The 22,213-nt window shown below is 61.4% G+C and carries 17 protein-coding genes and 3 pseudogenes; 12 read left to right on the top strand and 8 right to left on the bottom strand.

Annotation, left to right across the window (positions count from 1 at the left end):
- Positions 1-96: 96 nt before the first annotated feature.
- The 3 genes and pseudogenes from PSH78_RS00330 to PSH78_RS00320 all read left to right on the top strand — a co-directional run bounded on the left by PSH78_RS00330 (position 97) and on the right by PSH78_RS00320 (position 2,917).
- The gene (locus tag PSH78_RS00330; RefSeq protein ID WP_305497801.1) at positions 97-1,122 is read left to right on the top strand and encodes a LysM peptidoglycan-binding domain-containing protein; all 1,026 of its coding nucleotides are present in this window, start codon (positions 97-99) and stop codon (positions 1,120-1,122) included.
- 81 nt (positions 1,123-1,203) lie between these two features.
- Positions 1,204-2,299 (top strand): annotated as a pseudogene (gene dprA / locus PSH78_RS00325) (DNA-processing protein DprA).
- A gap of 60 nt (positions 2,300-2,359) precedes the next feature.
- Positions 2,360-2,917 (top strand): L-threonylcarbamoyladenylate synthase, encoded by a 558-nt coding sequence (locus PSH78_RS00320; RefSeq protein WP_305497800.1) that lies wholly within the window; start codon positions 2,360-2,362, stop codon positions 2,915-2,917.
- 155 nt (positions 2,918-3,072) lie between these two features.
- On the opposite strand, the pseudogene PSH78_RS00315 reads toward PSH78_RS00320, so the two are convergent.
- Positions 3,073-4,051 (bottom strand): annotated as a pseudogene (locus PSH78_RS00315) (NADPH:quinone reductase).
- Positions 4,052-4,211: 160 nt separating this feature from the next.
- Here PSH78_RS00315 and hemF point away from each other — a divergent pair.
- Together hemF and aroE are read left to right on the top strand one after the other, a co-directional pair.
- Positions 4,212-5,126, top strand: a complete 915-nt coding sequence (gene hemF / locus PSH78_RS00310) for an oxygen-dependent coproporphyrinogen oxidase (RefSeq protein ID WP_305497799.1) — start codon at positions 4,212-4,214, stop codon at positions 5,124-5,126.
- Between the two features lie 14 nt (positions 5,127-5,140).
- Positions 5,141-5,972: pseudogene (aroE, locus tag PSH78_RS00305) on the top strand (shikimate dehydrogenase).
- Here aroE and PSH78_RS00300 read toward each other — a convergent pair.
- The 3 genes from PSH78_RS00300 to betC form a co-directional block, all read right to left on the bottom strand.
- The gene (locus PSH78_RS00300) at positions 5,962-7,530 is read right to left on the bottom strand and encodes a SulP family inorganic anion transporter (protein WP_305497798.1); all 1,569 of its coding nucleotides are present in this window, start codon (positions 7,528-7,530) and stop codon (positions 5,962-5,964) included. The pseudogene aroE and the gene PSH78_RS00300 overlap by 11 nt on opposite strands.
- 210 nt (positions 7,531-7,740) lie before the next feature.
- Positions 7,741-8,661, bottom strand: coding sequence for a choline ABC transporter substrate-binding protein (choX, locus tag PSH78_RS00295; protein ID WP_305497797.1), 921 nt, complete (start codon positions 8,659-8,661; stop codon positions 7,741-7,743).
- Between the two features lie 23 nt (positions 8,662-8,684).
- On the bottom strand, positions 8,685-10,193 hold the full coding sequence (gene betC / locus PSH78_RS00290; protein WP_305497796.1) for a choline-sulfatase: 1,509 nt from the start codon (positions 10,191-10,193) through the stop codon (positions 8,685-8,687).
- 114 nt (positions 10,194-10,307) lie between these two features.
- On the opposite strand from betC, the gene PSH78_RS00285 reads away from it, so the two are divergent.
- Complete coding sequence (locus tag PSH78_RS00285) at positions 10,308-11,258, top strand: LysR family transcriptional regulator (protein WP_305497795.1); 951 nt, start codon at positions 10,308-10,310, stop codon at positions 11,256-11,258.
- A gap of 438 nt (positions 11,259-11,696) precedes the next feature.
- On the opposite strand, the gene PSH78_RS00280 is transcribed toward PSH78_RS00285, so the two are convergent.
- From PSH78_RS00280 to PSH78_RS00270, 3 genes are all read right to left on the bottom strand, one after another.
- Positions 11,697-11,921 (bottom strand): hypothetical protein, encoded by a 225-nt coding sequence (locus PSH78_RS00280; RefSeq protein ID WP_370871041.1) that lies wholly within the window; start codon positions 11,919-11,921, stop codon positions 11,697-11,699.
- Entirely contained in the window at positions 11,918-12,403 is a 486-nt protein-coding gene (locus tag PSH78_RS00275; RefSeq protein ID WP_305497794.1) for an Hcp family type VI secretion system effector, read from the bottom strand. The genes PSH78_RS00280 and PSH78_RS00275 overlap by 4 nt, the downstream gene beginning before the upstream one ends.
- Before the next feature lie 144 nt (positions 12,404-12,547).
- Entirely contained in the window at positions 12,548-13,207 is a 660-nt protein-coding gene (locus PSH78_RS00270; RefSeq protein ID WP_305497793.1) for an NAD(P)-dependent oxidoreductase, read from the bottom strand.
- 85 nt (positions 13,208-13,292) lie between these two features.
- Between PSH78_RS00270 and PSH78_RS00265 the strand changes: the two genes are divergently transcribed.
- The 6 genes from PSH78_RS00265 (at position 13,293) to PSH78_RS00240 (ending at position 20,815) form a co-directional block, all read left to right on the top strand.
- On the top strand, positions 13,293-13,622 hold the full coding sequence (locus tag PSH78_RS00265) for a DOPA 4,5-dioxygenase family protein (protein WP_305497792.1): 330 nt from the start codon (positions 13,293-13,295) through the stop codon (positions 13,620-13,622).
- Positions 13,623-14,001: 379 nt separating this feature from the next.
- A complete protein-coding gene (locus PSH78_RS00260; protein ID WP_305497791.1) occupies positions 14,002-15,309 on the top strand; it encodes a CitMHS family transporter in 1,308 nt (435 codons plus the stop codon).
- A 77-nt stretch (positions 15,310-15,386) separates the two neighbouring features.
- Positions 15,387-16,154 carry a TerC family protein gene (locus PSH78_RS00255; protein WP_305497790.1) on the top strand — a complete coding sequence of 256 codons (768 nt, stop codon included), beginning with the start codon at positions 15,387-15,389 and terminating at the stop codon, positions 16,152-16,154.
- A gap of 335 nt (positions 16,155-16,489) precedes the next feature.
- A complete protein-coding gene (locus PSH78_RS00250) occupies positions 16,490-18,148 on the top strand; it encodes a Na/Pi cotransporter family protein (protein ID WP_305497789.1) in 1,659 nt (552 codons plus the stop codon).
- A 143-nt stretch (positions 18,149-18,291) separates the two neighbouring features.
- Positions 18,292-19,680: a pitrilysin family protein gene (locus tag PSH78_RS00245; RefSeq protein WP_305497788.1), complete on the top strand. Its 1,389-nt coding sequence runs from the start codon at positions 18,292-18,294 to the stop codon at positions 19,678-19,680.
- A gap of 127 nt (positions 19,681-19,807) precedes the next feature.
- Positions 19,808-20,815, top strand: a complete 1,008-nt coding sequence (locus PSH78_RS00240) for a DUF5924 family protein (protein WP_305497787.1) — start codon at positions 19,808-19,810, stop codon at positions 20,813-20,815.
- Positions 20,816-20,857: 42 nt separating this feature from the next.
- On the opposite strand, the gene PSH78_RS00235 is transcribed toward PSH78_RS00240, so the two are convergent.
- Positions 20,858-22,087, bottom strand: a complete 1,230-nt coding sequence (locus PSH78_RS00235) for a nucleoside recognition domain-containing protein (RefSeq protein WP_305497786.1) — start codon at positions 22,085-22,087, stop codon at positions 20,858-20,860.
- Between the last annotated feature and the right edge of the window lie 126 nt (positions 22,088-22,213).

Below are 22,213 nucleotides of genomic sequence, written 5' to 3'. Positions count from 1 at the left end.
TGCAGGCTACCGTTGTAAAACGTTGCTCTCGAATCGGAGCGAGCCACGGGGGCTCTGGCGTTTTACGCGAACGCACATAATAAAGGGATTCACCGCATGAGGAAATCACTACTCGCCCTGCTGCTCCTGGCCTCGGCTGGTATCGCGCACGGGCAAGTGCAACTTCGGGAAGGTTTTCCGCAGCAATACACAGTGGTTCCAGGGGATACGCTGTGGGACATTTCCGGTAAATACCTGCGCGAACCCTGGAAATGGCCGGAGCTGTGGCAGGCCAACCCGCAGATTGAAAACCCGCACCTGATCTACCCCGGCGACACCCTGTCGCTGATCTACGTCAACGGCCAACCGCGGCTGACCCTCAATCGCGGGGCCTCGCGCGGCACCATCAAGCTGTCGCCGCGTATCCGCAGCTCACCGGTGGCCGACGCCATTCCGAGCATCCCGCTACAGGCCATCAACAGCTTCCTGCTGAGCAACCGCATCGTCGACACGGCGGAGGATTTCAACAAAGCGCCCTACGTCGTCGCAGGCGATGCCGAACGAGTGCTCAGCGGCAGCGGCGACCGGATCTTCGCCCGCGGCACCTTCGATGCAAGCCAGTCGGCCTATGGCATCTTCCGCCAGGGCAAGGTCTACACCGACCCCGAGACCAAGGAATTTCTCGGGATCAACGCCGACGACATCGGCAGCGGCGAGATCGTCGCCAGCGAAGGCGACGTCACCACCCTGGCCCTGCAGCGCACCACGCAGGAGGTGCGCCTCGGCGATCGGCTGTTCAGCGGTGAAGAACGCTCGATCAATTCGACCTTCATGCCCAGCGCGCCAAAATCGGACATCAACGGGTTGATCCTCGATGTGCCCCGGGGCGTGACCCAGATCGGCGCGATGGACGTGGTCACCCTGAACAAGGGGCGCCGTGACGGATTGGCCGAAGGCAACGTTCTGGCGGTCATGAAGACCGGTGAAACAGTGCGCGACCGCATCACCGGCGCCCCGGTGAAGATTCCCGACGAACGCGCCGGCCTGCTGATGGTGTTCCGCACCTACGACAAGCTCAGTTATGGCCTGGTTCTGTACGCCTCGCGCTCGTTGGCGATCCTCGACAAGGTGCGCAATCCGTAACGGGTCTCACAAGTTACCAACAGAGTTATCCACAACTTGTTCCCGTTCGCACGGGGCTTATGACGATCAAGGATTGATCACATGCCATTGCCTGAATCCGCTTCGGTTCCGCCTGCGGAACTGGAGGCCCGTCTGCGCTTGCATCGCTTGCCGGAACTGGGACCCAAACGTTTCATGACCCTCATGGAAGCCTTCGGCTCGGCCTCCAAAGGCCATCAGCGCCCCGGCCAGCGCATGGCGAGCGCTGGGGTTGCCGGCGCAGTGCGCCGAGGCCCGACGCGCGCCGGAAATACGTGATGGCGCGGCCCGTGCATTAGCCTGGCTAGAGGGTTCGGCCCACTGTCTATTGATGCGGGACCAGCCCGACTACCCGGCGCTGCTGGCGCAGATCTGCGACGCACCGCCGCTTCTGTTCGTTGCCGGCGACACCTCGATTCTGGAAAAGCCGCAACTGGCGATGGTCGGCAGTCGTCGCGCCTCGCGTCCCGGCATGGACACGGCGGCGGCATTTTCCCGGAGCCTGGCCGGGGCCGGATTTGTCATCACCAGCGGTCTGGCCTTGGGTATCGACGCGGCCGCGCATCAAGCTGCGCTGGATGTCGGCGGGCAGACAATCGGTGTGCTGGGCACGGGCCTGGAAAATTTTTATCCACAGCGCAATCGGCGGCTGGCAGAAGCGATGATCGCCCAGGGCAGCGCGGTGCTGTCGGAGTTCCCCCTGGACGCGCCACCCCACGCCAGCAACTTCCCGCGCCGCAATCGGATTATCAGCGGTTTGTCCCTTGGCGTGCTGGTGGTCGAGGCCAGCGTCGCCAGTGGCTCACTGATCACCGCGCGCCTGGCGGCGGAACAGGGCCGTGAGGTGTATGCCATTCCGGGGTCGATTCACCATCCCGGCGCCCGGGGTTGCCATCAACTGATCCGTGATGGCGCGGCGCTGGTGGAAACCGTGGAGCACATCCTCGAAGCGCTACGCGGTTGGCAACGCTTACCCTTCACCGCCGAACCTGTCCCCGTGACGCATCCGCTGTTGCGCCTGCTGCACGCCGCGCCGCAGACCAGCGAAGCACTGGCCGACGCCAGCGGCTGGGGCTTGTCCAAGGTCCTGGCGGCACTGACCGACCTGGAAATGGACGGAAGGGCAGCATGCGAGCATGGACGCTGGTTTGCTCGCTAGGTTTTATGGGGAAGATCGGTAAACTGCGCACAGCCTTATTTGCGTTGCGGAGAATCTTTCATGGTCAACAGTTGGCGTGTGCAACAAGCCGCGCGAGAAATTCGCGCCGGGGCGGTGATTGCCTATCCAACCGAAGCGGTCTGGGGCCTGGGTTGCGACCCGTGGAACGAAGATGCGGTGGAGCGCCTGTTGGCGATCAAGTCCCGACTGCCCGACAAGGGACTGATACTGGTGGCCGACAACATCCACCAGTTCGATTTCCTGTTCGAGGATTTCCCCGAGACCTGGATGGATCGCATGGCCAGCACCTGGCCTGGGCCGAACACCTGGCTGGTCCCGCACCAGAACCTGTTGCCGGAATGGATCACCGGCGTGCACGACACCGTCGCGCTAAGGGTCAGCGATCATCCGATCGTGCGCGACCTGTGTTCGCTGGTCGGCCCGCTTGTCTCCACCTCGGCCAACCCCCAGGGGCGCCCGGCGGCACGTACGCGGATCCGCGTGGAGCAGTATTTCCGTGGGCAGATCGACCTGGTGCTGGGTGGCAACCTGGGCGGGCGCCGGAACCCGAGCGTGATCCGTGACCTGGCGACCGGCAAGGTGGTGCGGCCGGACTGATTCCGCCCACACATTCTGCATCTTGCATAAAACCACTGTGGGAGCGAGCTTGCTCGCGAAGGCGTCAGGTCAGCTGGCATTGATGTTGGCTGGTCCACCGCTATCGCGAGCAAGCTCGCTCCCACAGGTTTTGCGCAAACCTTTGGGTATCAATCTCAAGGCAGCAGAATGGTCGACCCCGTCGTCCGCCGCGCCGACAACTCGGTATGCGCCTTGGCCGCTTCCGCCAGCGGATAACGCTGGTTGATATCCACGGTAAGCTTGCCGCCGGCGATCATGGCGAAGAGCTCATCGGCCATCTGCTGGAGGTTTTCCGCGTTGTTGGCGTAGGTCGCCAGAGTCGGGCGGGTGACGTACAGCGAGCCCTTGGCCGAGAGGATCCCCCAGGTTCACCCCCTCCACCGCGCCGGATGCATTGCCGAAGCTCACCACCAGGCCACGGGGAGCCGTGCAATCCAGGGAGGTCAGCCAGGTGTCCTTGCCGACGCCGTCGTACACCACCGGGACTTTCTTGCCGTCAGTCAATTCCAGTACACGCTGTACGACGTTTTCCTTGCTGTAGTCGATCACTTCCCAGGCGCCGTGGTTTTTTGCGATAGCGGCTTTTTCCGCCGAGCTGACGGTGCCGATCAGCTTCACGCCCAGGGCCTTGGCCCATTGGCAGGCCAGCGAGCCCACGCCACCGGCGGCGGCATGGAACAGGATGGTTTCGCCGCCTTTGAGCTCGTAGGTCTGGCGCAGCAGGTATTGCACGGTCAGGCCCTTGAGCATCACCCCGGCGGCCTGTTCGAAACTGATGGATTCGGGCAAGTGGACTAGATTGGCCTCGGGCAACACATGCACATCGCTGTAGGCCCCCAGCGGACCGCTGCCATAGGCCACGCGGTCACCGACCTTGAAGCGCGTGACGTCCGCGCCGACGGCCTCGACCACGCCGGCACCCTCGGCACCGAGTCCCGATGGCAGCGCCGGTGGCGGGTAAAGCCCGCTGCGATAATAGGTGTCGATGAAGTTCAGGCCGATCGCCTTGTTGCTGACGCGAACCTGCTGCGGACCGGGCTCGGCCGGCTGGTATTCGACGTACTCAAGCACGTCCGGGCCGCCGTGGGCGCTGAACTGGATACGTTTGGCCATCTTCGCTCTCTCCTTATCGTGACTTTACTAAGCCTGCTATCGGACTCCTAAGCTTGATCTCCGTCAACTGTGGCGTGGGCGGATGCGGTGTTATCCTGTGCGCCCATTTTGCCGGCGGCCTGTGTACGCCGCGCAGCGTAGCCCTGATCAAGGTGATGTCATGACTACTCGCACCGAGGCCGTGAAAGCCTATCTGCTCGACTTGCAAGACCGCATCTGCGCCGCCCTGGAAACCGAGGACGGTGGCACTCGCTTCGTCGAGGACGCCTGGGCCCGACCTGCCGGCGGTGGCGGGCGCACCCGAGTGATTGAAAACGGCACGGTCATCGAGAAGGGCGGCGTCAACTTTTCCCACGTCTTCGGCAGCGGTCTCCCACCCTCGGCCAGCGCCCACCGGCCGGAGCTGGCCGGGCGCGGCTTCGAGGCACTGGGCGTGTCGCTGGTGATCCACCCGCACAATCCCCACGTGCCTACGTCCCACGCCAACGTACGCTTTTTCATCGCCGAAAAAGAAGGCGAAGAGCCGGTCTGGTGGTTTGGCGGCGGTTTCGACCTGACCCCCTACTACGGCGTGGAAGAAGATTGCGTGCATTGGCACCGCGTCGCCCAGCAAGCCTGCGAGCCGTTCGGCCCGGAGGTCTATGCGCGCTACAAGGCTTGGTGCGACAGCTACTTCCACATCAAGCATCGCAACGAACCGCGCGGCATCGGCGGGCTGTTTTTCGATGACCTGAACGAGTGGGACTTCGATACCAGCTTCGCCTTCATGCGCGCTATCGGCGACGCCTACATCGATGCCTACCTGCCTATCGTGCGGCGGCGCAAGCACGACCCGTTCACCGCCGCGCAACGACAATTCCAGGAGTTCCGCCGTGGGCGCTACGTGGAATTCAACCTGGTCTATGACCGTGGCACCCTGTTCGGCCTGCAATCGGGCGGGCGTACCGAGTCGATCCTGATGTCGCTGCCGCCGCAGGTCCGCTGGAGCTACGACTGGAAAGCCGAGCCGGGCAGTGAAGAGGCGCGGCTGACCGATTATTTCCTGCAGGATCGCGATTGGCTGGCTACGGCCTGAACGGGGAAAGGTCCATGGATCGCTACGTTGTAATGGGTAACCCGATCGGCCACAGCAAGTCGCCGTTGATCCATCGCCTGTTTGCCGAGCAGACCGGGCAAGCGTTGGACTACACCACGCTGCTGGCGCCGCTGGAGGACTTCGCCGCTTGCGCCCGGGAATTTTTCCGTGAGGGGCGTGGGGCAAATGTCACCGTGCCGTTCAAGGAGGACGCCTTTCGCCTGGCTGACAGCCTGACCGAACGGGCGCAACGGGCCGGGGCGGTCAACACCTTGAGCAAACAGGCCGACGGTCGCCTGCTGGGCGACAACACCGACGGCGCCGGACTCGTTCGGGACCTGACCGTCAACGCCGGGTTCAGCCTCAAGGGCAAGCGCATCCTGCTGCTGGGCGCCGGGCGGCGCGGTACGGGGCGCCCTGGAACCCTTGCTGGCCGAAGCGCCGTCATCGCTGATCGTCGCCAATCGCACGGTGGAAAAAGCTGAATTGCTGGCTGAGCTGTTCGCCGACCTGGGTCCGGTCTCGGCCAGCGGTTTCGACTGGTTGCGCGAGCCGGTGGACCTGATCATCAATGCCACGTCCGCCAGCCTGTCAGGCGATGTACCGCCGATCGCCGCAAGTCTGATCGAGCCGGGCAAGACGTTCTGCTACGACATGATGTATGGCAAGGAGCCGACGTCATTCTGCCGCTGGGCCGAAGAACACGGCGCGGCCGTGGTGATGGATGGCCTGGGCATGCTCGCCGAACAGGCGGGCGAAGCGTTTTTCCTGTGGCGTGGCGTACGTCCGGACACCGCCCCGGTGCTGGCAGAGTTGCGCCGTGAGCTCGCTGCGATCAATCCCTGAAGAGGATCGGGCATTTCTCCGGTCCTTCCAGCTTCAGCAATTCCTCCACCACCGGTGGCCTTGCCCCGCGCAAGGTCAAGCTACGCCCTTGGCCGCGCAGGCGCCGGGCTTCCTGGTGGAGCATTTCGACGCCGGAATAGTCGATGAAGTTGATCTGCTGGGCATCGATGATCACCTGCTGGGCGGGCATGCGTTGCAGGCGCACTTGCAAATAATGGCTGGCGCCGAAAAAGATCGAGCCGCCCACCCGCAAGACGTCCGCCTCACCTTCCCGGAAATGCTGCACCCGCGGTTGCGAAGTGCGCTTGAGATAGAAAAACAGCGAAGCCAACACGCCAGCGTAGATAGCCGTTTGCAGTTCAAGCAGCAGCGTGGCCAGGCAGGTCAGCCCCATCACCAGGAATTCGGAACGACTCACGCGGTACAGCGCCCGGATACCCCGATGGTCCACCAGGCCCCAGGCGATCAGCAAAATACTGCCGGCCATGGCGGGAATGGGGATGTGCGCGATCAGTGTCGCGCCGGTAACCGCGAACAGCGCCACCCACAATGCCGAAAACACTCCGGCCAAGGGCGAACAGGCACCCGCTTCATAACTGAGACCGGAACGGGTAAAGGAGCCGGCTGACAGCGATCCGGCGAAAAATCCTCCGACGATATTGGAAAGCCCCTGCGCCCGGACCTCCTGATTCGCATCAAGCAGTTGCCCGGAACGGACCGACAACGAGCGGGCGATGGACAGGCTGGTCACCAGCCCGAGCATGCCCACCGCAACCGCACCGGGCAGCAGACGCAAGATCAACTCCAGGTCCAGGGGCAGCGGCGTAAGCGGCGGCAGGCGTCCGACGAAGGCGCTGACCAGTGCCACATGCCCGAACATTCCGGGCCAGGACCAGACCACCAGGCTGGCGATCACGAGGGTGATCAGCAGACTCGGCCAGCGCGGCAGCAAGCGCTTGAGCACCACCCCGACCACCAGTGTCGCCAATCCCAACAACATTGAAGGCTTGTCCACCGCGCCGATGTGACTGGCCAGCATCAGCAGGCCCTTCAGGGCCGTGGCTTCGTTCGGCAAGTCCAGGCCCAGCAGATTCGGCAACTGCCCCAGCGCAATCACTACCGCCGCGCCCAGGGTGAAGCCGAGTACGACCGAGTGTGAGACAAAATTGACCAGTGCACCGAAACGCAACAATCCCAGCAGCCATTGGAAAATACCCGCCAGCACCGTCAACAGCAGGATCAAAGTGATGTAGTCCTGAGTCGCCGGTACGGCCAGAGGACTGACAGTGGCGTAGAGGACGATGGAGATTGCCGCCGTAGGACCGCAGATCAAATGCCAGGACGATCCCCACAGGCAGGCGATCAGCACCGGCACGATTGCCGCGTACAAGCCGTATTCCGGCGGCAGGCCGGCAATCAGTGCGTAGGCAATGGACTGCGGTAACGCGAGAATCGCGCCGCTGAGGCCGACGATCAGGTCACGGCCGACGCTGGCGCGGGTCTGCCGGGGCAGCCAGCTGAGGAACGGAAACAGCGAATGGCGCGTGGGGATTGCCATGGAGCCTCAAAGATGGGGTTTGGAAGCAAGGGTATCAGGACAAGGCACCGTTCTCCCTGTGGCGAGGGGATTTATCCCCGCTGGGTTGCGGAGCGACCCCGGACAGTTCAACACCATTGTCCTGACACACCGAGGCGATACATGGGGTCGCTTCGCAACCCAGCGGGGATAAATCCCCTCGCCACAAGAGCCGCTCCCACACCATTATGCCTAGAGCTTGGCCTTGACCGCCGCCAGCGCGTCCTTGCCATCCACCGTCTTCACGCCGTCCAGCCATTTGTCCAGCACCGCCGGGTTGGCCTTGATCCAGGCCTTGGCCGCTTCGGCGTTGCTGACCTTCTTGTTCACCACTTCGGCCATGATGCTGTTTTCCATTTCCTGGGTGAAGCTCAGGTTGGTCAGCAGCTTCCCAACGTTCGGGCAGGCCTGTGCATAACCCTTGCGCGTCAGCGTGTACACGCTGCCGGTATCGCCAAAGTATTTCTCGCCGCCCTTGAGGTAATGCATTTTCAGCTGCACGTTCATCGGGTGCGGGGTCCAGCCGAGGAACGTCACGAATTTCTGCTTCTTCACGGCCCGGGAGACTTCCGCCAGCATTGCCTGCTCGCTGGACTCCACCAGTTTCCATTCGCCCATGCCGAAATCGTTGGTCTTGATGATTTCTTTCAGCGAAAGGTTCGCCGGAGCCCCGGAGCCGATGCCGTAGATTTTCTTGTCGAATTTATCGGCGAACTTGTTCAAGTCGGCAAAGTTATGCACACCGGCGTCCCAGACGTAGTCCGGCACCGCCAGGGTAAACTCGGTGCCGTCCAGGTTCTTCGCCAATTGCGTGACATCGCCATTGGCGACGAACTTGTCATAGAACCCCTGTTGCGCCGGCATCCAGTTACCCAGAAAAACATCAACCTGGCCATCCTTCAGGCCACCGAACGTGATCGGTACCGCCAAGGTGTCGACCTTGGCCTTGTAGCCCATGCCCTCAAGCAGGAAACCGGTGATGGCGTTGGTCGCGGCGATATCGCTCCAGCCCGGATCGGCCATCTTCACGGTCTCGCAACTCTGCTCGGCCCACGCCGAAACACTGCTCAACGCCAACAGCCCGGCGGTCAGTACTGTGGATAACTTTTGCATGCGCTTCCCCTTACGTTATTGGTCTATTGGCAGGGTTGTGGATAACGGGCCTTGCGCTCCAGATCATCGAGGTCGATGTGGTTGCGCATGTATTGCTGGCTGGCATCGACCAGCGGCTGGTGATCCCAGCTCTTGAGTTTGCCCAGGGTCAGCGCCTGGGCAACGAAACGACGGCGTCGCTGGCTGGCGAGCACCTGTTGATGAATGGTTGGAATATCCCATTTGGCCCGAGCTTCGGCGAGAAAATCGTTGAACAGCGCCTGATGCTCGGGCGACTGGCTGAGATCCGCAACCTCCTGGGGATCATTGCGCAGGTCGAACAACAGGCATGGGTCATCTTCGCTGTAGATGAATTTCCACGGGCCGCGACGGATCATCATCAGCGGGCTGACGGTGCCTTCGGCCATGTACTCACCGAAGACTTCATCGTGCCCGCCCTGCCCTTGCAGATGCGGAACCAGCGAACGTCCATCCAGCGGCAAACCTGCCTCCAGCGTGCCGCCGGCCAGTTCGACCAGGGTCGGCAGCAGGTCGGCGGTGGACACCGCCGCGCTGACGCGGCCGCTGGCAAACTGGCCTGGGGCGCTGATCAGCAGCGGCACGCGGGCGGCCATTTCAAACCAGTGCATTTTGTACCAGAGGCCTTTTTCGCCAAGCATGTCTCCGTGATCGCCAGAGAACACGATGATGGTGTCGTCGAGCAACCCGGTGTCTTCCAACGTCTGCAGCAACTTGCCGACATTGCTGTCGATGTAGCTGCATGCGCCGAAGTAGGCGCGGCGAGCATCACGGATCTTATCCACAGGCAGCGGCTTGCCCCACAGATCATAGACTTTCAACAGGCGTTGGGAATGTGGATCAAGCTCTGTCTGGTCCGGGGTGTAGGGCAGCGGGATGTCTTTGTCGTCATACAGATCCCAGAATTTTTTGGGAATCGTGTACGGATCGTGTGGGTGTGTCATGGATACGGTGAGGCAAAACGGCTGGTCGCCGTCCTCGCGGATGTGGTCGAACAGGTACTGCTGCGCCTTGAACACCACCTCTTCATCAAAATCCAGCTGATTGGTGCGCACGCACGGTCCGGCCTGCAACACCGACGACATGTTGTGATACCAGCTCGGCCGCACATCCGGCTCGTCCCAGTTCACAGCCCAGCCGTAGTCCGCCGGATAGATGTCGCTGGTCAGGCGCTCTTCGTAACCGTGCAACTGGTCCGGCCCGCAAAAATGCATCTTGCCGGACAACGCCGTGCGATAGCCGAGACGGCGCAGGTAATGGGCATAAGTCGGAACGTCCGCCGGAAAATCCGCCGCGTTGTCATAGGCGCCGATCTTGCTCGGCAACTGACCGCTCACCAGTGTAAAGCGTGACGGCGCACAGAGCGGGCTGTTGCAGTACGCGGCATCGAATACCACGCCCTGGTCGGCCAGGCGTGACAAGTTGGGCAGCTTGATGGGTGACGGACCGTAGATCGGCAACATTGGCGCGGCCATCTGATCGGCCATGATGAAAAGAATGTTCTTGCGCTTCATGTATTCGCGGCATTCCATAGTGGACGGTTATGCGATATTGCTGCGAACGAGCATGTAGCCCATGCTGGTTGGGGTAAAGCCCATGCAAGATAATGACTAGGATAAGCTGAGCTTATGTATGACGCCTTGGGTGACCTGTCCCTGGATCTGTTCCGCGCCTTCGAATCAGCGGCTCGCCAGCAAAGTTTTACTGCGGCAGCGATCGAACTGGGCACGACCCAACCCGCCATCAGCCAGCAGATCAAACGGCTGGAAGAGCAGTTGGGCACACGCCTGTTTGATCGCATTTATCGGGGCATCGAACTGACCGAGGCCGGCGCAATCCTGTTCGAGCAGGTCCAGGCCGGTTTACAAAGTATCGATGCGGGGCTGAACGCGATCACGGCCCAGCACCAGCATGAAGTGCTGCAAGTCGCGACGGATTTCGCTTTCGCCGCCTATTGGCTGATGCCGCGACTGCATCGGTTCCACGCGGCAAATCCGCAGGTGGATGTGAGCCTGGTAACCAGTGAGCGCAACCACAACATGCTGCGCACTGATATCGATGTTGCGGTGCTGTTTGGCGACGGTCGCTTCAAACAGGGCGAAAGTCGTTGGCTTTTCAGCGAAGAAGTCTTTCCTGTATGCAGCCCTCTCCTGCTCAAGGAGCGCCCCCAACCCCTGCCCGCCCACGCCCTCGCGGAATTCCCGCTGCTGCATTTGCGTGGCGGCAACAGCAGCGCCTGGTTCGACTGGAGCGGCGTATTTCGTGAACTCGGCATCACCTCGCCGCCGGCGCCGGGCCAACTGCGCTTCGACAACTACACCTTGCTCATCCAGGCGGCGATTGGCGGCCAGGGCGTCGCTATAGGTTGGCGGCACCTTGTGGATAACTTGCTCGCGCAAGGACTACTGTGTCGCCCGATCGCTGAGACGGTACTGTCCCGGTTGGGATATTACGTGGTCTTGCCCCAGCGCAAGCGCCGGGGCGTGCTGATCAAACTGTTTGTGGATTGGCTGATGGAAGAACAGGCCAATAGTGCGGAGTCGCTTACAGGATTGCCGCTGCCTTCGATTGCGGTTTGAGGGAGCTGGCTGAGGTTTACGGTTTTTAGAGAAAGGCATTGATGCGTACAGAAATAAATATATAAATATCAGAGATATTATCAATACATTGCGGATTTTATTTTTTCGCCTCCGAATTCAAGCGCTATTGTTTTTGCCCAAACCATTTCCTCGGCTCGTATTGCGTCGGAACGCAGCATGTTTGAAGAAACATGCTGATAAAGGCGGTCCAGCCAACCACATCATTGCCCTTGAGAATAGGCTTCAACGCCGGAATCATGATCTCGTATCCATACTCAACGGTGCTCATATGCACTGACGCAACAAGAATGGTTGAGATAGTGCACACAATAAACCATCGCCACCTGAACTTATTTACCAGAGAAATGCCGCGATAAAAAAAACAGCAAAGAAAAGGAGATAAGTGAGAACGATATATACAGGACGGAAACAACTAGACTATTCATCCGTCGCCTCAGACTCAAGATAAATGGAGCGTATTACATCGTTGACGATGCCCCTGGCGTAATAAGCCACCTCGCGATTGAACTGGATGCGCAGCGTCCCATCGCTGATGTGTCGGGCCGCCAATGTGCACGCCTGGTTGCTCAGGTTCGCGGCGGCCTGGCTGACTGTCCAATAGTCGCAACTACCGGGCTGGCAACGTTCTTCCGACTGTTTCATTCCTCGGACTGCCATGAGCTGTAGCCGCTGGTTCCCGCCAGGTGATGGGTCCAGATGATGTCGCGGTAGCGAATGGCGACATGCTCTTGTGGCTCGGCGTCGCTATGGAGGATCACATGGGGCATATCCAGGGTGAGGTCGGCGATGACCCCTCCCCTGACCTCGATGGTGTAGAACTTCTCCAATAATCCAAACGAGGAGATTCGGTAAAAGCTGATGAAGCAATGTATCGCCTCTCGGCTGGAGAGCGCCTGGGCAATAAGGGGTGAGGATTTATCGACGTTCTTGCTGATGATGATTGGACGATGCGTGGCTTTATTGATATTCCCGATGTTCGCCATGTTATGGCTGTAGGAAAGCACCATGATTTCGTCGGCATGGGCCGCCTGGCACTTGTTGCCGATGGAGCCCTGGGTTGAACATCCCGCTGAAATCAGTCCTTGGACCTCGCCGGTAATGGTCATGTAGCCATGATTCGCCATACGTGCCGCTCCCTTCTAGCCGTTCGAACAGGCTATTCCGAAGGGGTTGGGCACGATGTAGGGCGCGGTGCAGGACGTTTCCGCAAATACGAACAGAATGTGTCGAGACCAGCCTCAAGCCACAGTCGCCGACCGCGCGAGCGATCAGTCAGCCGCCACGAAACTCACATGCTCGCCCACATGCAGGTTCGAGCGCAGCTCATCGACAATGCCCACGGCCACCCGATTGAGACGCTCCAGGGACTCGGCCATCCCGGACTCCAGGCTGGTGCTGACCTGGCTGAAATGCTCGATGCTCAAGCCCGGAGCGGCGTAGGGCGCGTTGACCAGGGTCCACTGCAAGGCGCTGTTTTTCAGGGCGTCGAGGATTTCCTCGGCGGCATGGCGCTGCAAGTCATCTTCGGCTTCCTGCTCATCGAGGGCAGCGAAATCGCCCACCAGGAACAGCCGGGGGATATTGACCGCCTGCATGCCTGCAATCAGCGCATCCACGGCCAGGACCTGCTCCACCGGGCCGGGAATGAGCGTGCGCTCCACTTGCTCGCTGTTCATTGGCAGCCCCGGCGCGTTCAACAGGCACACCACGGCAGTGGCGCCGGCAACGCTCTGCTTGACCCGTTCGGGGTCGAAGAGGTCGCCGGTCTTGGTCCGCAGGCCCGGGCGTGGCGCCAAGGCCGTAAGATCATCGAGGACGGCGATGACTTCGTGCTGGCGTCGCAACAGCTCAGCCATCAACGCACTTCCGAGGCTGCTCATGGCACCATAGAGCACCACTTTGATGACCGGGGTTTCGGCGTTTCTCATGGCTGGTATTCCTTTTTTCCCGCGTGTAAAGGCTCTGACCCGTGGTTAACCGCGAGGGTTCGGCTGGCCTTTCGAGGAGTGACAGATGCAACGGATCAAGGGCTATCACGCCCATGTCTATTTCGACGCCGGCACCATCGATCAGGCGCGGGCCTTGTGTGAGCAAGCCGCGCAGCTGTTTGCGCTGAAGATGGGCCGGGTTCACCAACGGCCGGTCGGCCCGCACCCGGACTGGAGCTGCCAGCTGGCATTCGATCCGCAGTACATCGGCGTGGTCCTGCCGTGGCTGGCGCTCAATCGCAACGGGCTGGTGATATTCCTGCACCCGGATACGGGTGACGATCTGGCCGATCACACCGATCATGCGATCTGGATGGGCGCGGTGCGGCCGTTGAATCTTTCGGCATTGAAGTGAAACGCTGATTGCTTTTGTGGCGAGGGAGCTTGCTCCCGCTCGGTCGCGTAGCGGCCGCAAAATCCTCGGGGCCGCTTCGCAGCCCAGCGGGAGCAAGCTCCCTCGCCACGAAAGCAGGCTGGTCATCAGCCATTGCTACAGCGAAAGGCTGCTGAAAGCTTGCGCGATTAGGATCGCCTCACCTACCGGCAAAAGACCGGTGGCCAGAAACGAGCTTTCGAATGCTCGTGCGGCCTTTTTAACAACAACAATGGTGATTCTGATGTCCGCTGCTACCCGTCCCGTTGCACCCCCTCCATCCGTCCGTCCCGAGCCCTGCATCCTGCGCTGACCGTTCCGGTTCGCCTTTGCCCGCCGCGCCACGCCTGGAGTATTTCCCATGCTGACTTTCCTTGGCTTTGCCATGGTCATCACGTTCATGTTCCTGATCATGACCAAGCGCCTGTCCGCGCTGATCGCCCTGATCATCATCCCGATCCTGTTCGCGCTGTTCGGTGGCTTTGCGCCGAAGATCGGCCCGATGATGCTCGAAGGCATCACCAAGCTTGCCCCGACCGGGGTGATGCTGATGTTCGCGATTCTCTATTTCGCCCTGATGATCGACTCCGGCCTGTTCGACCCGGCCGTGCGCAAGATCCTCAAGATGGTCAAGGGCGACCCCTTAAAAGTTTCGGTCGGCACCGCCGTTCTGGCGCTCGTCGTTTCCCTCGATGGTGACGGCGCGACCACTTATATGATCTGCGTGGCCGCCATGCTGCCGCTCTACAGCCGTATCGGCATGAGCCCGCAGATCATGGCGGGCCTGATCATCCTCGCCGGCGGCGTGATGAACATGACCCCTTGGGGCGGGCCAACCGCCCGGGCGGCCAGTGCGCTGCATGTGGATCCGTCGGACATCTTCGTCCCGATGATCCCGGCGATGCTCGCCGGCGTCGTGGCGATCCTGGCGATTGCCTACATGTACGGCAAACGCGAGCGTGCGCGCCTGGGTGAATTGCACCTGGCCGGTGACGACATGGACCACAGCGAAATCAGCGTCTCGCAGTTCCCGGACGCCCGCCGTCCGAAACTGATCTGGTTCAACGGCGCACTGACCCTGGCCCTGATGTGCACGCTGATCGCTGGCCTGTTGCCGCTGCCAGTGCTGTTCATGGTGGCGTTCAGTATCGCGATGATCGTCAACTATCCGTGCCTGCAACAACAGAAAGACCGCGTCGCGGCTCACGCCGGCAGCGTGTTGGCGGTGGTCGGGCTGATCTTCGCGGCGGGTATCTTCACTGGCATCCTGTCGGGCACCGGCATGGTCGATGCCATGTCCAAGAGCCTGCTGGCAGTGATCCCGGACTTCCTCGGTCCTTACCTTGCAGTCATCACCGCCCTGGTGAGCATGCCGTTCACTTTCTTCATGTCGAACGATGCATTTTATTACGGGGTGTTACCAGTTTTGGCCGAAGCAGCCAGCCATTACGGCATCACTGGCGTGGAAATGGCCCGTGCCTCGATCGTCGGCCAACCCGTTCACCTGCTGAGCCCGCTGGTTCCGTCGACTTACCTGCTGGTGGCCCTGGCCGGGATCGAATTCGGCGATCACCAACGCTTCACCTTGAAGTGGGCAGTACTGGTTTGCCTGTGCATAATGTTCGCCGCCTTGCTGATGGGGATTTTTCCGCTGTTCAGCACTCTATAAAAGCAACGCCCGCCGCGTCGCCCCTGTCGGTTAACCGAAGGCGCGGCGCGGCCTAACACTCGCTCAAAGGAACTCACATGGAATGGCTGACCAACCCGGAAATATGGGTTGCCTTCTTTACCCTGACCGCCCTGGAAATCGTCCTGGGTATCGATAACATCATCATGATCTCGATCCTGGTCAGCCGCATGCCCAAGCACATGCAGGCACGCACCCGGATCTTCGGCCTGGCGCTGGCAATGATCACGCGGATCCTGTTGCTGCTGTCCATCACCTGGGTGATGCGCCTGACCGCCGATCTGTTCGAAGTGTTCGGCCAGGGCATCTCCGGCCGCGACCTGATCCTGTTCTTCGGTGGCCTGTTCCTGTTGTGGAAAAGCTCCCAGGAGATGTACCACGCGCTGGAAGGCGAAGAGGAAAACAGCGACGAGCCTTCGGTCAAGGGCGGCAACTTCATCTACACCATCATCCAGATCGCGATCATCGACATCGTGTTCTCCCTGGACTCGGTGATTACCGCGGTCGGCATGGTCTCCCATGTACCGGTCATGGTTGCCGCGATCATCGTCGCCGTACTGGTGATGATGCTGGCCTCGGGCACCATCAGCACGTTCATCGACAAGCACCCGTCGCTGAAAATGCTGGCGCTGTCGTTCCTGCTGGTGGTCGGTACCGTACTGATCGCCGAATCGTTCGATGTGCATGTGCCTAAAGGCTATGTCTACTTCGCCATGGCGTTCTCGCTGGCGGTGGAAGCGATCAACATCAAGATGCGTACCGCGATGGCACGCAAGCGCAAGCAGCAGGATCCGGTGAAACTGCGCAAGGATGTTCCGGGTCAGTAAAGGCGCAGGGCAGTAAACAAAGGGGCTCTTGGGAGCCCCTTTTTCATGCCTGCAGAAAGCGGCCGGATGCAATACCTGTGGGAGCGAGCTTGCTCGCGATAGCGGCCTCACAGCCGAAGAAGATGTTGGATGTTATGGCCTCATCGCGAGCAAGCTCGCTCCCACAGGGGGTTTGGGTGTTTTCGAGGAAGTATTTTCATGACAGTTTTGTTTCAAAGCCATCTTCAGCTATGCAATGCTGGCGTCCGAACCATTCGCCAACTACAGCTTAAGTACCAGTAGAACGATGTGGCATCGTCAATTTGTTCCTTTGGGACGCTAACAGGGGGCTTCTCATGCTGACCCTGCTGAATCTGCTCTCCGCCGTGGCCTTGCTGATCTGGGGCACGCACATCGTCCGTACCGGCATTCTGCGGGTCTATGGCTCGAACCTGCGTCACGTCATCAGCCAGAACATGTCCCGCCGCTGGTTGGCTTTCATCGCCGGGATCATGGTCACCGCCATGGTCCAGAGCAGCAACGCCACGGCCATGCTCGTCACCTCTTTTGTCGGCCAGGGCCTGATGTCGCTGACGCCCGCCCTGGCGACCATGCTTGGTGCCGACGTCGGCACCGCGCTGATGGCACGGGTGCTGACCCTCGACCTGTCGTGGCTGTCACCGTTGCTGATTTTCCTCGGGGTGATTTTTTTCCTGTCGCGCAAACAGACGCGCGTCGGGCAAATGGGCCGTGTCGGCATCGGCCTGGGCCTGATCATCCTGGCCCTGCAACTGATCGTCGAAGCCGCTGCGCCCATCACCCAGGCCCAGGGAGTGAAGGTGATTTTCGCCTCACTGACCGGCGATATCCTGCTCGATGCGCTGGTCGGCGCGCTGTTTGCCATGATTTCCTACTCCAGCCTCGCCGCCGTGCTGCTGACCGCGACACTGGCCGGCGCGGCGGTGATCAGTTTGCCAGTGGCTATCGGCCTGGTGATCGGCGCCAACATCGGCAGCGGCATCCTGGCGTTTCTCAGCACCAGCATGCAGAACGCCGCCGGACGTCAGGTTGCGCTCGGCAGCCTGCTGTACAAGCTGATTGGCCTGTTGCTGATCATTCCGGTACTCGATCCGCTGGTGGGCTGGCTGGACAGCCTGGATTTCAGCCACCAGGAAACCGTCATCGGCTTTCACCTGCTCTATAACACCGTGCGTTGCCTGGTATTGCTGCCCAGCGTCGGGCCGATGGGCCGGCTCTGCGCCTGGCTGCTGCCGGAGCGCCCGGACACCAACGGTACGGCCAAGCCGCGGCACCTCGACTCCACCGCCCTGGCTACCCCGAGCCTGGCCCTGGCGAACGCGGCCCGGGAAACCTTGCGCATCGGCGACCTGATCGAAAACATGCTCGAAGCCATGCTCGGCGTACTGCGCGGCGAGCAGACGGCGATCACCCAGCAAGTGCGCGCCATGAGCGACGATGTCGAAGCACTGTGCAGCGCGATCAAGCTGTATATGGCACAAATGCCCCGCGAGGACCTCAGCGAACAGGACAGCCGCCGCTGGGCGGAAATCATCGAGTTGGCGATCAATCTCAAGCTGGCCAGCGATCTCATCGAACGCATGCTGCGCAAGGTCCAGCAGCAGAAGACCGCGCAACGCCGGTCGTTTTCCGATGTGGGCCTGGAAGAACTGGCGGGGCTGCACAGCCATCTGCTGGCCAACCTGCGGCTGGGGTTGACGGTGTTCCTGAGTGCCGATCGGGAAAGCGCACGGCAGTTGCTGCGTGAGAAACGTCGCTTTCGCGCGCAGGAACGGCGGATGGCCCACGCCCATGTCAGCCGTCTGCAGCGCAAGGTCGTACAAAGCCTGGAGACCAGTTCCCTGCATCTTGAGCTGATCGCTGACATGCGGCGCCTGAACTCGCTGTTCTGCGGCAGCGCCTATGTGGTGCTGGAAACTTCGGAGATCGGCGCCCTGGCCGCCGATGAAATTTCCGACATCACCCATTCGCCTTGAACGACTGGCGTCCTGGTCAGTCATTAAAAGGGGCCGGGGCTCAAGCCCATCGCCAGCCAGACAACTCCGCGAAGTGGGAGCGAGCTCGCGATGAAGGCTGACCCGGCACCATGGATATTCACTCAGCCGCCAGGAAGCCTGTTATGCGTTGTCTGCTGCTCGCCTTGCTTTTGTTCGGCTCACTCCCCGCCATTGCCCAGGATCGCTTCCAGGTCGAAGGCTATACGTTGCCCAACGGCCTGCAATTGTTGCTCAAGCCCGGCACCGAACGCGGGCACGTGGCGATTCGGCTGGTGGTCGGCGTGGGCCTGGACGATTTCAACTGCGCCGACAAGGAGCTGCCGCATCTGCTCGAACATCTTCTGTTCAGCGGGGTCGACGACAGCGGCGAAGGTGGCCTGGAAGAACGCATGCAGGCCCTGGGCGGCGAGTGGAACGCCTTTACCAGCAATGCCGATACGACGTTTGTCATCGAGGCGCCGGCGCGCAATCAGCGCAAGGTCCTCGACCTGTTGCTGGCATTGCTGACCCGCACCCGCATCGACGAAAAAGCCCTGGAGGCGGCCAAACGGGTGGTCGAGCGCGAGGACGGCGGTCACTACACGCATCTGCAACGCTGGCTCGACCGACAGGACCTGGGCCATAAAGCCAGCAACCAATTGGCCGTGGAACTGGGCTTGCGGTGCGCGGAACGGGCCGAGGTCGGACACCTCACGCTTGCCCGGGTCGAGCAGGTGCGCAAGGCCTGGTATGCCTCCAACAACATGACGCTGATCGTCGTCGGCGATCTCGACCGGTTGCTGCCGGCCTACCTGGAACGCAGTTTCGGCGAACTCGAACCGGTCGAGCCCAGCGTCCACGAACCACTGCCGCAGATCCGCTACAGCGCGGTCACCAAACGCAACCTGATTCGCGGCCTGGCCGGCGATGGCGCCAAGCTTCATTGGTTGTTCCCGGAACCGGTGCTGGAACAGCAGCACGACGAAACCTTCGACCTGCTCAAGGATTATCTGGACTGGGCACTTTATCGCCAGTTGCGCCTGGCCAACGGCCTGTCCTACGGCCCCTGGGTGGAGCGGGAAGTTTTTGGCGGTGTCGGTTTTCTCAGCCTGAACGCCGACCTGGCGCGCGAAGACCTGCCGAAAGCCGAGCAGGTATTGGAACAATTGCGCGGCACGCTGCTCAAGGACGGCTTGGACCCCGAGAGCTTCGTGCGGATCAAACGCGCCGCTATCGCCCATCAGTCCTGGGCGGTGCAAGGCAACAGCGCGCTGGCCGACTATTACTGGGGCGCCCTAGGCGATTATGAGGATGGCCGCTTCGCCAACCCGGCCGCCCGCTTGCAGGCTGTCAGCCTGGAGCAGGCCAACCAGGCCCTGCGCGAACTGCTCAAGGACCCGGGTTACCTGCGGATCGAGAAGCCGTTGCTGGGTGATGACGAACTCGTTTGGGTCTTGGCTGGGTTGGTGGTGTTGCTGCTGGCGGGTATTGGCTGGCGATGGAGTCGCAGGGCACGACCGCAGCCAGACTGATACACCTGTGGGAGCAAGCTCCCTCGCCACGAAAGATCATCGCGGCATGCGTCGCGATCCTCGCCATGTCACCGTCCTGGCGATACTCTGTCAGGGATATTCCCCAAGACTTACTGTGAAACCGCCGATGCCGAACCTGACTCATTTAATCCAGCGCATCCTCGAACTGATGAAGCGCTATCCGGGGGTCATCGCGCTCGGCGGTTTTATTTCCGGGGTCGGCAGTTTCATGCTGGTGGATCGCCAGCAGGGTCTGGCGACCTGGATCGCCATCATGATGCTGGTGAGCTGGCTCTGGCTGATGCTGGAGAACAGCCTGACGCGGCTGTTCACGCGGATCTTCAAACGGGAGATACCCCAGCCGCTGCTGCGTTACGCCACGCAGATGATCCACCAGGAAAGCCTGTTCTTCGTCTTGCCGTTTTTTTTCATCACGACAACCTGGAACAGCAGCCAACTGCTCTTTACCGGCCTGCTCGCGGCGTCGGCGCTGGTCTCGATCATCGATCCGCTGTACTACAAATGGCTCGCCCCCCGGCGTTGGGCGTTCCTGGCGTTGCACACGCTGACGCTGTTCGCCGCCCTGCTCACCGCGCTGCCGGTGATCCTGCACCTGACCACTGACCAGAGCTTCAAGCTGGCACTGGGCATCGCCATGCTCTTGTCGTTCCCGAGCCTGGCCTCGATCTTCCCGATCCGCACCGTGCGCAACGCCCTGGCTATTCTGTGCATCACCCTGGGCATCGGCGCGGCCGGCTGGGTGCTGCGCTCCTGGGTGCCACCCGCCACGCTCTGGATGACCGAAGTGGCAATCAGTACCCAGCTGGAAGACCGCACGCCTGGCGCCAGCCTCAAGGAAGTCAGCGCGGCCCAGATCCGTGGCAACGGCCTGTACGCCTACACCGCCATCAACGCACCGCGCGGGCTCGATGAGCGGATCTACCACGTCTGGCAGTTCAACGGCAAAGAGGTGGATCGCATCGCCCTGGACATCCATGGCGGACGCAAGGAAGGCTATCGCGCCTGGACCCACAAGCAGAACTTCCCGGACAACCCGACGGGCAAATGGCAAGTGCGGATACTTACCGAAAATGGCCAGATGATCGGCGTGTTGAGGTTCGAGGTGAAGGACTGAAGGTCCTGCGGACCTTATCGCGAGCAGGCCCGCTCCTACAGATCAGCCAAAGAACCAGTAGCAGACTCCGATAGCCGCTATAACCCCGGCCAGCTCGGCCAGCAGGGCGCAACCCACCGCGTGACGGGCTCGCTGGATGCCCACGGCGCCGAAATACACCGCCAGCACGTAGAACGTGGTTTCGGTGCTGCCCTGGATGGTCGCCGCCACCAGGGCCGGGAAGCTGTCCACCCCGGAGGTCTTCATGGTTTCAATCAGCATCGCCCGGGCGGCGCTGCCGGAGAACGGCTTGACCATGGCGGTGGGCAAGGCGTCGACGAAACGCGTGTCCAGGCCGGCCCACTGCACCAGATGGCGGATACCGTCCAGGCCGAAATCCAGCGCCCCCGAAGCCCGCAGCACACCGACAGCGCAGAGCATCGCCACCAGATACGGCAGCAGCGTCTTGGCGACGTCGAATCCCTCTTTGGCGCCTTCGACAAAGGCCTCATACACTTTGACCTTGCGCAGCGCACCCACCACCAGGAACAGGATGATCAGGCTAAACAGCGTCAAGTTGCCGAGAATCGATGAGAGCCCCGCCAGCGCCGTGGCCGAGAGCGTCGCCAGCAACGCCATGAAACCACCCAGCACCAGCGCACCCGGGATCAGATAGGCCAGCACCACCGGATCCCACAAGCGCAGCCGTTGCATGAACGCCACGGACAACAGCCCCACCAGGGTCGAGGCGCTGGTGGCGAGCAGGATCGGCAGGAACACCAGGGTCGGGTCCGGCGCGCCTTGCTGGGCGCGGTACATGAAAATCGTTACCGGCAGCAGTGTCAGTGACGATGCGTTGAGCACCAGGAACAGGATCTGCGCGTTGCTGGCGATGGTCGGGCTGGGGTTGAGGTCTTGCAGGGCGCGCATGGCCTTCAGGCCGATCGGGGTGGCCGCGTTGTCCAGTCCCAGGCCATTGGCCGCGAAGTTGAGGGTGATCAGGCCGATGGCCGGATGGCCAGCCGGGACTTCCGGCATCAAGCGCAGGAACAGCGGGCCGAGGGCTTTGGCCAGCCAATCGACAATGCCGGCTTTTTCCGCAATGCGCAGGAAGCCCAGCCACAGCGTCAAAGTGCCGAACAGCAGGACCATCACCTCCACCGACAGCTTGGCCATGGCAAAAATGCTTTCCACCATCGCCGCGAAAATGCCGGCGTTGCCGCCGACCAGCCACTGCACCAGCGCCGACACGGCTGCCACGATAAAGAAGCCAAGCCACAGGCCATTGAGCATCGGTAAGTCCCCCGGAAGATGCGGCGAATGATAGCGGGGCCGGCAGAAACGACAAACCCCGGATTTCTCCGGGGTCTGGTTGGCACTGCACAGGAACCGCAAATCTGTAGGAGGTCCTGTGGGAGC

It is taken from the genome of Pseudomonas sp. FP198 (genome assembly GCF_030687895.1).
Classification (GTDB): Bacteria; Pseudomonadota; Gammaproteobacteria; order Pseudomonadales; family Pseudomonadaceae; genus Aquipseudomonas.
This window is presented reverse-complemented; position numbering and strand designations above follow the sequence as displayed.

Excerpts from the sequence above, each read along its gene's own strand:
- PSH78_RS00285 (WP_305497795.1), top strand. The coding sequence starts at position 10,308 with ATGTATGACGCCTTGGGTGACCTGTCCCTGGATCTGTTCCGCGCCTTC.
- PSH78_RS00280 (WP_370871041.1), bottom strand. The coding sequence starts at position 11,921 with ATGAAACAGTCGGAAGAACGTTGCCAGCCCGGTAGTTGCGACTATTGG.
- hemF (WP_305497799.1), top strand. The coding sequence starts at position 4,212 with ATGACTACTCGCACCGAGGCCGTGAAAGCCTATCTGCTCGACTTGCAA.
- PSH78_RS00235 (WP_305497786.1), bottom strand. The coding sequence starts at position 22,087 with ATGCTCAATGGCCTGTGGCTTGGCTTCTTTATCGTGGCAGCCGTGTCG.
- PSH78_RS00245 (WP_305497788.1), top strand. The coding sequence starts at position 18,292 with ATGCGTTGTCTGCTGCTCGCCTTGCTTTTGTTCGGCTCACTCCCCGCC.
- choX (WP_305497797.1), bottom strand. The coding sequence starts at position 8,661 with ATGCAAAAGTTATCCACAGTACTGACCGCCGGGCTGTTGGCGTTGAGC.
- PSH78_RS00260 (WP_305497791.1), top strand. The coding sequence starts at position 14,002 with ATGCTGACTTTCCTTGGCTTTGCCATGGTCATCACGTTCATGTTCCTG.
- PSH78_RS00270 (WP_305497793.1), bottom strand. The coding sequence starts at position 13,207 with ATGAGAAACGCCGAAACCCCGGTCATCAAAGTGGTGCTCTATGGTGCC.
- PSH78_RS00250 (WP_305497789.1), top strand. The coding sequence starts at position 16,490 with ATGCTGACCCTGCTGAATCTGCTCTCCGCCGTGGCCTTGCTGATCTGG.
- PSH78_RS00330 (WP_305497801.1), top strand. The coding sequence starts at position 97 with ATGAGGAAATCACTACTCGCCCTGCTGCTCCTGGCCTCGGCTGGTATC.
- PSH78_RS00240 (WP_305497787.1), top strand. The coding sequence starts at position 19,808 with ATGCCGAACCTGACTCATTTAATCCAGCGCATCCTCGAACTGATGAAG.
- PSH78_RS00275 (WP_305497794.1), bottom strand. The coding sequence starts at position 12,403 with ATGGCGAATCATGGCTACATGACCATTACCGGCGAGGTCCAAGGACTG.
- betC (WP_305497796.1), bottom strand. The coding sequence starts at position 10,193 with ATGAAGCGCAAGAACATTCTTTTCATCATGGCCGATCAGATGGCCGCG.
- PSH78_RS00300 (WP_305497798.1), bottom strand. The coding sequence starts at position 7,530 with ATGGCAATCCCCACGCGCCATTCGCTGTTTCCGTTCCTCAGCTGGCTG.
- PSH78_RS00320 (WP_305497800.1), top strand. The coding sequence starts at position 2,360 with ATGGTCAACAGTTGGCGTGTGCAACAAGCCGCGCGAGAAATTCGCGCC.
- PSH78_RS00265 (WP_305497792.1), top strand. The coding sequence starts at position 13,293 with ATGCAACGGATCAAGGGCTATCACGCCCATGTCTATTTCGACGCCGGC.
- PSH78_RS00255 (WP_305497790.1), top strand. The coding sequence starts at position 15,387 with ATGGAATGGCTGACCAACCCGGAAATATGGGTTGCCTTCTTTACCCTG.